The sequence below is a fragment of the Vandammella animalimorsus genome (genome assembly GCF_002288875.1).
In the GTDB taxonomy this organism is placed as follows: domain Bacteria; phylum Pseudomonadota; class Gammaproteobacteria; order Burkholderiales; family Burkholderiaceae_C; genus Lampropedia; species Lampropedia animalimorsus.
The window spans coordinates 1-12,395 of sequence record NZ_NTBH01000002.1 but is presented as its reverse complement, the minus strand read 5'-3'; the positions used below and the strand labels follow the sequence as shown (position 1 = coordinate 12,395).

The 12,395-nt window shown below is 62.9% G+C and carries 9 protein-coding genes and 1 pseudogene; 6 read left to right on the top strand and 4 right to left on the bottom strand.

Annotation, left to right across the window (positions count from 1 at the left end; all coding sequences use genetic code 11):
- Positions 1-62: 62 nt before the first annotated feature.
- The 4 genes from CLI93_RS04025 to CLI93_RS04005 all read right to left on the bottom strand — a co-directional run bounded on the left by CLI93_RS04025 (position 63) and on the right by CLI93_RS04005 (position 5,531).
- Positions 63-857, bottom strand: coding sequence for a MetQ/NlpA family ABC transporter substrate-binding protein (locus CLI93_RS04025; RefSeq protein ID WP_095541741.1), 795 nt, complete (start codon positions 855-857; stop codon positions 63-65).
- Positions 858-1,099: 242 nt separating this feature from the next.
- A complete protein-coding gene (mutY, locus tag CLI93_RS04020) occupies positions 1,100-2,236 on the bottom strand; it encodes an A/G-specific adenine glycosylase (RefSeq protein ID WP_095541863.1) in 1,137 nt (378 codons plus the stop codon).
- Positions 2,237-2,301: 65 nt separating this feature from the next.
- Positions 2,302-4,287, bottom strand: coding sequence for a dynamin family protein (locus CLI93_RS04015; protein WP_095541740.1), 1,986 nt, complete (start codon positions 4,285-4,287; stop codon positions 2,302-2,304).
- 200 nt (positions 4,288-4,487) lie between these two features.
- Complete coding sequence (locus tag CLI93_RS04005; RefSeq protein WP_095541862.1) at positions 4,488-5,531, bottom strand: AraC family transcriptional regulator; 1,044 nt, start codon at positions 5,529-5,531, stop codon at positions 4,488-4,490.
- Between the two features lie 188 nt (positions 5,532-5,719).
- Here CLI93_RS04005 and CLI93_RS04000 point away from each other — a divergent pair, with 188 nt between their 5' ends.
- The 6 genes and pseudogenes from CLI93_RS04000 (at position 5,720) to CLI93_RS03980 (ending at position 12,246) form a co-directional block, all read left to right on the top strand.
- Positions 5,720-7,414, top strand: coding sequence for an AMP-binding protein (locus CLI93_RS04000; RefSeq protein ID WP_095541739.1), 1,695 nt, complete (start codon positions 5,720-5,722; stop codon positions 7,412-7,414).
- Positions 7,415-7,489: 75 nt separating this feature from the next.
- Positions 7,490-9,097: a carboxyl transferase domain-containing protein gene (locus CLI93_RS03995; protein ID WP_095541738.1), complete on the top strand. Its 1,608-nt coding sequence runs from the start codon at positions 7,490-7,492 to the stop codon at positions 9,095-9,097.
- 118 nt (positions 9,098-9,215) lie between these two features.
- Positions 9,216-10,394, top strand: a complete 1,179-nt coding sequence (locus CLI93_RS03990; protein ID WP_095549360.1) for a P-loop NTPase family protein — start codon at positions 9,216-9,218, stop codon at positions 10,392-10,394.
- A gap of 67 nt (positions 10,395-10,461) precedes the next feature.
- The gene (locus CLI93_RS14715) at positions 10,462-10,836 is read left to right on the top strand and encodes a hypothetical protein (protein WP_143326984.1); all 375 of its coding nucleotides are present in this window, start codon (positions 10,462-10,464) and stop codon (positions 10,834-10,836) included.
- A gap of 131 nt (positions 10,837-10,967) precedes the next feature.
- Positions 10,968-11,405, top strand: a pseudogene (locus CLI93_RS15340) (carboxyl transferase domain-containing protein); the annotation flags it as partial.
- 34 nt (positions 11,406-11,439) lie between these two features.
- The gene (locus CLI93_RS03980) at positions 11,440-12,246 is read left to right on the top strand and encodes an enoyl-CoA hydratase/isomerase family protein (protein ID WP_095995694.1); all 807 of its coding nucleotides are present in this window, start codon (positions 11,440-11,442) and stop codon (positions 12,244-12,246) included.
- Positions 12,247-12,395 lie beyond the last annotated feature (149 nt).

Here is a 12,395-nt window from a genome sequence, read left to right as displayed (position 1 = left end):
GCGCGGCTTTTGTTTGTATCGGGCGCAGGCGCTCAAGACCTGCTCACGATCCCAGCGCCTGCTCAGAACGCCGGCACGATGGCGCCTTTGTACTTGGTGTTGATGAACTCGCGCACTTCCTCGGTGCGCAGTGCATCAGTGAGTTTTTGCAGCGCGGCATCGTCTGCGCGGTCGGCGTGGGTGACGACGATGTTCACGTAGGGCGAGTCCGCACCTTCAATGAGCAGCGCATCCTTGGCCGGCACCAGCTTGGCCTCCAGCGCGTAGTTGGTGTTGATCAGCGCCAGGTCCACGTCGTCCAGCGCGCGCGGCAGGATGGCCGCCTCCAGCTCGCGGAACTGCAGCTTCTTGGGGTTTTCGGCAATGTCGGCCACCGTCGAGGTGATGTTGGCGTTGTCCTTGAGCTTGATCACGCCGTGCTTGTCCAGCAGCAGCAGCGCACGGCCGGAGTTGGTCGGGTCATTGGGGATGGCGACGATGGCGCCTTCCTTGAGCTCGCCAATGGCCTTGATCTTCTTCGAGTAGGCGCCAAAAGGCTCGATGTGGACGCCGCCCTTGGGCAGCTGCACCAGCTGGGTCTTGCGGTCCTTGTTGAAGCTCTCCAGGTAAGGCAGGTGCTGGAAGAAGTTGGCGTCCAATTGCTTTTCCTGCGTGGCGGTGTTGGGCAGCACGTAGTCGGTGAACTCCTTGACCTCCAGCTCGATGCCCTGCTCCTTCAACTTGGGAGCGACGAAGTTCAGCAGCTCGGCATGAGGCACGGGCGTAGCGCCCACCACCAGTTTGGTCTGGGCCTGGGCATGCAGGGCCGCAAAGGACAGGGCCGCAGCGGCCACCAGGGGAAGCAGTTTTTTCATCATGAAGATTCCTTGCAAAACGGTTCTTGGAAAAGAGATGAGATGGAGATGAGGTGAGGTGCGCCCGACCAGCCATGCCAGCGCCGACGCAAGTGGCTTGAATGCCTGAGGGCCTGCCGGGGTTGACCTGCCTGGCGAGCGCCAAGGCCGCGAACAGCGCAGATTCTAGAAGCGCGCGCGCAGCGCCCTTACGAATATTCTTTTCTTTGGATATGCCTGCCAGCCATATGGCCATATGACCAAGTTCAGAGCCAGCCTTGGCGCAGCCAGCCCAGCAAGGCAGCGGGCACAGCCCATTGCCCGGCCAGGATGTGCTCTACCGGCACCCATTGCAATGGATTGGGTGCATGGGCCTGCTCCATTCCAGACGACGGCAACAGCGCATCAGCATCAGCAGGCAATTGCAGCACCGCCGGGCGCAACGTCAAATCGCGGTGCGTGAGCACGTGGCGAAATTCCGCCTGCCATTTCAGCGGCAGCCCCGCCCAGCCGCAGGCGATCTGAAAGCGCTCCAGCTGCTCCCGCTGCTCAAAGCAGGGAAAGCAGTACAGCTGCGCCCAGATGGAGCCCGAGGCGCTGCGCGCCGGGCGCTTTTCCAGCAGCACGCGGCCCTGTGCATCGCGCACCACCAGCCACAGCCAGGTCAGTGCGCGGCGCTGCAGCTTGCGGGTCTTGACCGGGTAATGCAGCACGCGCTGCTGCAGGCGCGCACGGCAGTCGGCCGCCAAGGGGCAGGCGTCGCAGTCGGGCTTGCGCGGGGTGCAAACCATGGCGCCCAAGTCCATCAGGCCCTGGGTGTAGGCAGGCATGGCGCGCTGCAGGTCTTGCCGGGGCAGCAGTTCATGCGCCTGCTGCCACAGGCTGCGCACGGCGGCAACGCTGGCCAGGTCGCCATCGAAGGCCAGCCAGCGCGCCATGACGCGCTGCACGTTGGCATCGAGGATGGATTCGCGCGCACCAAAGCAAAAGGCGGCGATGGCATGGGCCGTGGAGCGGCCAATGCCCGGCAGGCTGGCCAGTTGCTGCGGATCGCGCGGGAACTGACCGCCCCATTGCTCCACCACCTGCTGCGCGGCGCGATGCAGGTTGCGCGCACGGCTGTAATAGCCCAGGCCGCTCCAGAGTTGCAACACCTGGTCCTGGCTGGCCTGGGCCAGTTGCTGCACGCTGGGGAAAGCCTGCAAAAAACGTGGGTAGTAGCGCAGCACGGTTTGCACCTGGGTTTGCTGCAACATGATTTCCGACAGCCAGACGCGGTAAGGGTCGCGCGTGCCCTGCCAGGGCAGGCCGTGGCGGCCGGCACGCCGCTGCCAGGCGATCAGGCGCTCACTGAATGGGGTGAGGGTTTGGGCTGGGGCGGCAAAGGCCTGCTCCTGCTGCATGGCAGTGGGCAGCCTGGCCGGCTCGGCGTCGGCCAATTCGACCGCCACCGATTCGGGCGCTGTCATCAAGCGCTGGCCGCAGCCGTGGCGCTGCTGCCCAAATCCATGCTGCGGGTGATGGAGTGCAGCGACAGCTCCAGCCGCTCGGCGCGATCGTGCAGCTGCAAGGCCACCTCCTTGAGGGCCGCTGTGTCGTCCTGTAGCTCCTGCAGGCGCTCGGTCAAATCCAGGTCAGCCTGCTCGATGCGCTCGGCCGTTTCACTGCGGTTGATAAAGCTGTGGCGACGCTCCTTGAGCTGCACATCCAGCTGCGCCGTCGACGCCTTGTTCCACAGCTCCAGCTCATTGGAGGCCGCTTCGAACACCGAGCGCAGCCGCATCGAGATGGCCGAGACCAAACGCTCGCTGAACTCGGTCGAAGAGAGCTTGAGCACGTTGGTGATCGAGAAGTGGTGCTTGTTGCCCTCGGCGATCTTTTCCAAATCCAAGGCGAACTGGCGCAGGTCCACCTCCTCGGGCGGCTGCAGCGCAAAGCCAAATTCCGTGTTCAGGCTGTTGTAGGAGTCAACCAGCACGCGCTGCATCTGGTTGGCAATTTCCTGGCTGCTCTCCAGCACCTCGCGCAGGTTGGAGAAAGTCTCCATGAAGCGCTTTTGAAAGCCCAGCGTCAGCATCTTGCCCTGTAGCTCGCCAGCCAGCGTGTTGAGTTCGCCCTTGATGGTTTTGGCGCTGAGCTGGTTGAATGCCTGATTGAGCAGTTTGTTCTGCGCAGCGCGCAGACCCAGGATCTTGTTGACGCTGCTGTCAAACTCCTTGCGCTCACGCGCAATGCGCATGCGGATGCTGCGCCGCGCGCTGCTGTTCTTGCCTTGCAGGCTGGTCAGCTCCTGAATTTGCTCGGTCAGATCGCGCAGGCGCACGTGCAGCAACTGGCGCGCCTCGGCACGGATCTCTGTCAGGCCGCGCATCAGCGCACGGTTGAGGATCAGATGGCGCTGGCCCAGCAGGGTATCGACCAGCACCCATTCCAGGCGACGAATGGCGCTGTCGCGCAGCAGCTTGTCGTCCTTGTTGATCTTGGCCACCAAGGCTTTTTGCGCCGAAACGGCCAGCACGTGGCTGGTGGGCACGCCCAGCGTTTCCGCCACGCTTTGGCGCTGGCGCTTGATTTGCTCCTCCTGTTCCTGCTTGCTGGTGAGCTCATCCCACAGCACGTCGATCTTGTTGAGTACCACCAGACGCAGGCCAACCGAATCCACGTGACGTGCCAGGTGCTCTTGCCAGATCTGGCGATCCGAGCGCGTCACGCCGGTTTCTGCGCCCAGGATGAAGAGCACGGCCTGGGCCTGCGGCAGCAGGCTGACAGTCAGCTCGGGCTCGGCGCCAATGGCATTCAGACCCGGCGTGTCCAGGATCACCATGCCCTTCTTCAGCAGCGGGTGGGGGAAGTTGATCAGCGCGTGGCGCCACTTGGGCACCTCAAGAATGCCCGAGGCGTTGACCGGCGGGTTGTCCTCCTCGTTCTCGTCGGACCAGAAGCCCAGGCGGCGCGCCTCTTCCTGATCGACCTGGGTGGTCTCGGTGACTTTCTCCAGCGCCTGCGCCACGCTGTCGCCCGAGTGCGGGTCGAAGGGCACATTCAGCCACGACGAGGGCTTGAGCTTCCAGTCCGCCAGGCTGGCGCTGAGCTTGCGCGTCTCAATGGGCAGCAGGCGCACGCCCGGCGGGTGGGCGTCGTCCCAGGTCAGCTCGGTCGGGCACATGGTGGTGCGCCCAGCGCTGGCGGGCATGATGCGCCGCCCGTAGCTGGAGAAGAACAGCGCGTTGATCATCTCCGACTTGCCGCGCGAGTATTCGGCCACGAAGGCCACCGTGATCTTGTCGTTGGCCGCCTGGCTTTGCAGCCGTGCCAGACGCTCCATGGTGGCGTTGTTGCGCAGCCCCTTGCTCTCTAACCAGTCCGAGAATTCCCGCAGCTCGCTGGAGAACTCGGCGCGCCATTGGCCGTACTGATCGAATCGCTGGTTGAAAGTTTGGCTGTCGACGCTCACGGTATGCTCTTTTTTGTATGGAATGAATCAAGGGAAGTTCTGCAAAGCCTCAGCCAGCCAAGCAAGGCCAAGAGCCATGCGACCCTGCGCCAGGGCCACATGGCCGCAGCATCGAAAACGCCCGGCATTGTCGCACTCATCGCCGCCTGGGCAAACCGCTCAGTGGCGCCCTTGCGGCCGGCCGGCCAGAAAACACCGCTTCAGCGCTCTTGATGGCGGCGGTAGGCATTGGGTGAAACCCCCAGCCAACGCGTGAACGCACGAGTAAAGCTCTTGGCATTGTCAAAGCCCACCAGCGCAGCCACCTTCTTGACCGGATAGTCGGTGCGCGCCAACAGCTGCATGGCGCGCTCGCGGCGCACCTCGTCCTTGATGGCCTGCAAGCTGGTGCCGTCGTCCTGCAAAAAACGGTGCAGGCTGCGCACCGAAACATGCAATTGGCGTGCCAGGCTCTGGGCGGTGTGGGCGCTGCCATCGGCATGGCTGAGCAGCTGGCGCACGCGCTGCTGCACCAGCCGGTCGCGCCGGTAGGGCTTGACAACCACCAGCAGCGCGCGCTGCAGCATCTGGTTGAGCGCGGCCTCGCCACGGCGCAGCGGCATGTCCAGATAGCTGGCATCGAAGCCAATGCTGGCGCAGGCCGCGCCATAGACGATCGGCCCTGGAAACATGCGCGCCAACTCGGCGGCATAGGGTGGCGCGGCAAAGGGCAGCTGCACGCCCGACAAGGGAATTTGCGAATCAAGCAGCCAGCAAGAAAAGCCATGGATATTGCGCAGCAGCGTCAGCAGGCCCAGGCGGCGCTGCGGCAGCGGCGCCTGCAGCAGCTCGTGCACGGAGATCGTCGCCTGCTTGCGCTGCACCTCCAGCTGCAACTGCACGTCGCGCGTGAGCAAGCCGTGGTGGCGGCACCAGCGCAGCAGCGCCACGCGCAGGTTCGGCGCCGAGATCGAGGCCCGCGCCAGCAAGCCATAGCTGCCCCAACGCAATGGCTGCGACAGCCAGCCCAGCGCCTCATCGTCAAGCTCGCGCATGGCATAGCTGGACAAACGCTCCATCTGCAAGGCAGTGATGCAGCCGCCAGGATTGCGCAGCTCCAATGGCGTGATTTGTGCATGCTCCAGCGCCGCCTGCGGATCCTTGCCGTAGCGCTCATAGGCCTGCAGGATTACCAGCACAAAATCCAGGGGCGTGGCCTTGGCGGGCTGCTGTATTGGGGTTTTCCTGGATGGGCCAGGCGCCATGGGCGCGGCGGCAGCGGCCATGGCTGGTGCATTGGCGGGCTTTTTCATCGGCAGGCGCAGGTTCACAGAACTGGGCGCATTCTGGCACTTTTTGTGCCCCAGTCCAAACACCAGGCTAGCCCTTGCCACAGTAAGATGCCGCGCGCGCCCCGGATTGGGGCCCATCACACAACAAGAGGAGACACAGCATGGACAGCTATGCTCAAGGTAACGCCGCGCCTGCCCTGATCGAGCAAACGATTGGCGATTTCTTCGACGCCATGGCGCTGCAGCACCCCGGGCGCGAAGCGCTGGTCAGCCGCCACCAGGGGCAGCGTTACACCTACCGCGAGCTGCAGGCCAAAGTCAACCAATTCGCCAGCGCTTTGCTGCGCACAGGCCTTCAGCCAGGCGATCGCATCGGCATTTGGTCGCACAACAATGTGGAATGGGTGCTGATGCAACTGGCCACAGCCAAAGTGGGCTTGGTGCTGGTCAACATCAACCCGGCCTATCGCACGGCCGAGGCCGAATACGCGCTCAACAAGGTTGGCTGCAAGGCCCTGGTGGCCATGCCCAGCTTCAAAACGAGCGACTACCTGGGCATGTTGCGTGAATTGGCCCCCGAGCTGGAGCAATGCGAGCCTGGGCAACTGGCCGCCCGCCGCCTGCCCTTTTTGCGTCGCGTGGTTTGGATCGACGTGCCCGGCCAGGGCCAGGAGCAGCCAGGCATGCAGCGCTTTTCCGAGCTGCTGGCCACGGGCGATGCCAATGATCCGCAAGTCGCACAGGTGCAGGCCGGCCTGAGGAACACCGACCCGATCAACATCCAGTTCACCAGCGGCACCACGGGCTTTCCAAAGGGGGCCACGCTGACGCACCGCAACATCCTCAACAACGGCTTTTTCATTGGCGAGTGCATGAAGCTCACGCCAGAAGACCGGCTGTGCATCCCTGTGCCGCTGTACCACTGCTTTGGCATGGTGCTGGGCAATCTGGCCTGCATCACGCACGGCAGCGCCATCGTCTATCCCAACGACGGCTTTGACGCCCTGACGGTGCTGGAGACCGTGCAGGCCGAAAAATGCACTGGCCTGCATGGCGTGCCCACCATGTTCATCGCCGAGCTGGACCACCCGCGCTTTGCCGAGTTCGATCTCTCCAGCCTGCGCACCGGCATCATGGCCGGCACGGCCTGCCCCATTGAAGTCATGCGCCGCGTGGTCGATCAAATGCACCTGTCGGAAATCACCATCGCCTACGGCATGACGGAAACCAGCCCGGTGAGCTGCCAGAGCGACACGGCCACGCCGCTGGAGCGCCGCGTGACCACCGTCGGCAAAGTTCAGCCGCATCTGGAGATCAAGATCGTCGATCCCGGCACCGGCGAGACCGTGCCGCGCGGCCAGTCGGGCGAGTTCTGCACGCGCGGCTACTCCGTGATGCACGGCTACTGGGGCGATGAGGAGAAAACCCGCGAAGCCATCGACGCCGAGGGCTGGATGCACACGGGCGATTTGGCCACCATGGATGATGAGGGCTACGTCAACATCGTCGGCCGCATCAAGGACATGGTGATCCGCGGCGGCGAGAACATCTACCCGCGCGAGATCGAGGAATTCCTCTACCGCCACCCCAAGGTGCAGGACGTGCAGGTCGTGGGCGTGCCCGACGAAAAATACGGCGAGGAGCTGTGCGCCTGGATCATCGCCAAGCCCGGCGCGCTGGTGACGGAGGACGACATCCGCGAATTCTGCAAGGGCCAGATCGCGCACTACAAGGTGCCGCGCTACATCCGCTTCGTCGATGCCTTCCCGATGACGGTGACGGGCAAGATCCAGAAATTCGCCATCCGCGACGAAATGAAGAAACTGCTGGGCCTGAGCGAAGCCAAGACCGCCTGAAAACCCCGTTCAGAACGCCCCCGCAACACCCCCAACACCAGGCCCCGGCAAGGGGCCAGCACACAAGAACCCCCTATGGCCATCCTCACTTCCAAGATCAATCCCCGCTCCGCAGACTTCCAAGCCAGCGCCGACGCCATGCGCGCCCTGGTGGACGATTTGAACCAGCAGTTCGAGCGCATCGAACAAGGCGGCGGCCAGGCCGCGCGCGACAAGCACCAGTCGCGCGGCAAGCTGCTGCCGCGCGATCGCGTGCAGGCCCTGCTCGACCCCGGCTCGCCCTTCCTCGAAGTCGCGCCCCTGGCCGCGCTGAACATGTATGACAACGCTGCGCCCTGCGCCGGCGTGATCTGCGGCATCGGCCGCATCAACGGCGTGGAATGCATGGTGGTGTGCAACGACGCCACGGTCAAAGGCGGCACCTACTACCCCATGACGGTGAAAAAACACCTGCGCGCGCAGGAAATCGCCATGCAGAACCGCCTGCCCTGCGTGTATCTGGTCGATTCGGGCGGCGCCAACCTGCCCAACCAGGATGACGTATTCCCCGACCGCGACCACTTCGGCCGCATCTTCTACAACCAGGCCAATATGAGCGCCCAGGGCATCGCGCAGATCGCCGTCGTCATGGGCAGTTGCACCGCCGGCGGCGCCTATGTGCCCGCCATGAGCGATGAAACCATCATCGTCAAGAACCAGGGCACCATCTTCCTGGGTGGCCCGCCGCTGGTCAAAGCCGCCACGGGCGAAGTCGTCAGCGCCGAGGACCTGGGCGGCGGCGACGTGCACACGCGCCTCTCGGGCGTGGCCGACTACCTGGCGCAAAACGACATGCACGCCCTGGCCCTGGCGCGCGAAAAGGTCAAGAACCTGCAATGGAGCAAGGCCCCCTGCCCGGCCGACGCCCAGCCCAAGGCCCCGCGCTTTGCCGCCGAGGAGCTCTACGGCATCATCCCCACCGATACACGCAAGCCCTTTGACGTGCGCGAGATCATCGCCCGCATCGTGGACGACAGCGAGCTGGACGAATTCAAGGCCCGCTTCGGCACCACGCTGGTCTGCGGCTTTGCCCGCATCGAGGGCATGATGGTGGGCATCATCGCCAACAACGGCATCCTGTTTTCCGAATCCGCGCAAAAAGGCGCGCACTTCATTGAGCTGTGCTGCCAGCGCAAGATCCCGCTGGTGTTTTTGCAGAACATCACCGGCTTCATGGTCGGGCGCAAATACGAAAACGAAGGCATTGCGCGCCACGGCGCCAAGATGGTCACGGCCGTGGCCACGGCCAACGTGCCCAAGTTCACCATCATCATTGGCGGCAGCTTTGGCGCGGGCAACTACGGCATGTGCGGCCGCGCCTACTCGCCGCGCTTCCTGTGGATGTGGCCCAACGCGCGCATCTCCGTCATGGGCGGCGAGCAGGCCGCCAGCGTGCTGGCCACCGTCAAGCGCGACGGCATTGAGGCCAAGGGCGGCCAATGGAGCGCCGAGGAGGAGGAAGCCTTCAAGGCCCCCATCCGCCAGCAGTACGAGGAACAAGGCCACCCCTACTACGCCAGCGCCCGCCTGTGGGACGACGGCGTGATCGACCCCATCGACACCCGCCGCGTGCTGGCCCTGGGCCTGTCGGCCGCACGCAATGCGCCGGTGGAAGACGTGAAGTTTGGCGTGTTCCGCATGTGATGGGAGGTTCAGCGTGGGGGCGACTTCTCGCTGAACGCCCAACGCTGAGCCCATGATTTACCCAAAATTACCAAAACAGCAATAATTACCTGAAAACAGTAATTCAAGGTAATTCGCCATGCTCTTCCCCCGCCCTGACTACGCCAAGGCGCTGGCCGATCAATTGCTCAGCCCCTCGGGGCTGCACACCGGCGTGCGCTCGGGTGTGTTTTTGTCCAACATCCGGCGCGTTGGCAAAAGCACCTTCTTGCGCAACGAGTTGGTGCCAGAGCTGCGCCAGCGCGGCGCCATCGTCATCTATGTGGATTTGTGGGCCGACGTGAACCGCGCCCCCCTTGATTTGGTGCTGGAGGCGGTGCGCAAAGAGCTGCACGCGCTGCAAACGCCTGGGGCAGACATGCTCAAGCGCCTCAAAGGCATGGGGCTGGGCGCAGCGGGCCTGTCTTTGAGCTTTCAACTCGACACGCTGGGCCGCCAAGGCGGCGCCACCCTGGCGCAGGCCATGCACGAGCTGGTGCATCAGGCCCGGACCGATGTGGTGCTGATCGTGGACGAAGTGCAGCAGGCCGCAGGCGCGGCGGGCAATGCCCTGATGGCCGCCCTCAAAGCCGCGCGCGATGAAGTCAATGGCAACCCCGAGGCACCCGGGCATTTCCTGTTCATCGGCACCGGCTCGCACCGCTCACTGATGAACGACATGGCCACCAAGCCCTCACACCCGTTCAAGGGCGCGGTGACCGCGACCTTCGAGCCGCTGCCGCAAGCCTACGTGCAGTGGAAGCTCAACCAGCTGGCCGCCGATGGCGTGCGCCTGCCCTCGCCCGAGGCCGCCTGGCGCGGCTTTCAAACCCTGGGCCACCGCCCGGAAGAGTTCGAGCGTGCGCTGGGCCAATTTCAGGCCGCGCCACAAGGCAGCGATGCCGAGTTTGACCTCATCTGCGCCACCCTGGCCTCGACCGCAGCCGACATTGAATTTGCCCGCGCCGGCGAGATTGGTGGCGAGCTGGCCGAGCTGGTTTTTGCCCGCATTGCCAACGGGCCGGAAGACGGCACGCGCGAGCTCTACGGCCAGGCCGCACTGGCCGACTACGCCGCTGCCCTGGGGCTGCCGGTGGAAGTCAAGCAAGTGCAAACCACGGTGGACGCGCTGATTGCCGCAAACCTGATTGCCCGCATCGGCCACGGCCGCTTCATCATCTCCGACCCCTACGTGCGCAGCATCTGGCGCCAGCGCAATGCCATCACGCAGGCGCTGCGAGCGGGCCAGCCCATACCCGTGCAAAGGGGCGGGCTGTGACTGCTATCTACCCAAGCCTCAAGCAAAAATTGCAAGAGCGAATGGAAATTTATTTGTAAGGAATTTTATGAGAAAGAATTGTTTATTAATTTTATCTTCATTGTCGCTTATATCTTGCGGAACGCAAGATAAACATGATCAATATTGGGTTCAACAGAATGAAGAAGGACCCTCTGACAATCACTCGCACCTGGCGATAAAGAACCAACAAAGCAACGCCTATATTGGCATCCTAAGAAAACACAATGAATTGGAATATTTAATTGTAGACAGCGGATTACCCACCCCTTCGACAACCGTGGGGATTCAATACAAAGACAACAAGGAAATTGGCCACATAAAAATTAGCGAGCGCACTGAAACTGATGGAAACTCTCTCAAGAAAAGCATTGTAATAAGAAAAATTGATGGCAAGTGGGTGTTAAAAGAATCAACAGATTAATTTTTACGCAAGGCAACTCCCGGCCAGACCCCGTATTGACGATCAATTCCACTCATGGCCGAATGCGGCAATGTTTTGCCATTATGAATTTGCTCCATAATTTTCCCGTCCCCGCCCTCAATAGCGCTGCCCGCACCTGCAGCCCGCGCTTTCTGTGGATGCGGCCCAACGCCCGCATCAGCGTCATGGGCGGTGAGCGCTCCGCCAGTGCGCTGGCCACCGTCAAGCACGACGGCATCGCAGCCAAGAGCGGCCAACGGAGCGCCGAGGAAGAAGAAGCCTTCAAAGCCCCCATCCGCCAGCAATACGAAGAGCGCCAACGCGCCGCACGCCGCTTGCTGACCTGTGCCGCGCTGTGCATGCCTGACCAGATCACCGCGCTGCAGAGCTGCATCAAAAAAGTGGCTGAATACCGCTACGCCAAAGAACAAGACCGCCCTCTTCCCAAAGGGGTGAACTTCAAAGCCACACAGGACTTTTTCAACCAACTGCAAACCACCATCACGCAAAAGCACTTCAACTTCGCTTTGGAGCCAGCCACCCAAGATGGTGAATCCCAAAACGCCTGAACGCCCGCATCCAATAACCATCTTCCAACCCGCCATGACCCAAGCCATCCGCATCGCCACCACCGGCCACGTTGCCACCGTCACCCTCTCGCGCCCGGACGTGCGCAACGCCTTCAATGACGAAGTGATTGCCCAGCTCACCCAGGCCTTCACGCAATTGGGCGCAGCGCCCGAGGTGCGCGCCATCGTGCTGGCCGCTGAAGGCAAGGCCTTTTGCGCCGGGGCCGATCTGAACTGGATGCGCCGCATGGCCGATTACACGCGCCAGGAGAATCTGGCCGACGCAGGCAAGCTGGCCGAGATGCTGCGCGTGATCTACACCTGCCCCAAGCCCACCATTGCCCGCGTGCAGGGCGACGTGTACGCCGGCGGCATGGGCCTGGTGGCCGCCTGCGACATGGCCGTAGCCGTGCAAGCCGCAGGCTTTTGCCTCAGCGAAGTCAAGCTGGGCCTGATCCCGGCCACCATCAGCCCCTACGTCATCCGCGCCATGGGGCCGCGCGCCTCGCACCGCTACTTCCTCACCGCCGAGCGCTTCAGCGCGCAGGAGGCGCTGCGCATCGGCTTCGTGCACGAGGTCGTGCCCGACGAAGCTGCGCTGGATGCCAAACTGGCCGAGCTGCTGGGCGCGCTCACCAGCGCCAGCCCCAATGCCGTCAAGGAATGCAAGCAGCTGCTGCAGGACGTGGCCGAGCGCGACATCAACGCCGCGCTGATCGCGCAGACCGTGCAAGGCATTGCCGACATCCGCGCCAGTGACGAGGGCAAGGAGGGCGTGCAATCCTTTCTGCAAAAGCGCAAGCCCGCATGGCTGGAGGCTCAGGCAGAAAAAACGGCCTGACTTCCCCGGCCCTGTTCAAAATTATTGATCAGAAATAAAAAAACTTGAAATAAAAGCTTCAATCTGCAGATAATGTCTTATGGAAATGATCGACATGAGAAAGCTGAGCCCTGAAGCGCGGCAAGAGCGGCGCAGACAGGTCATCAAAC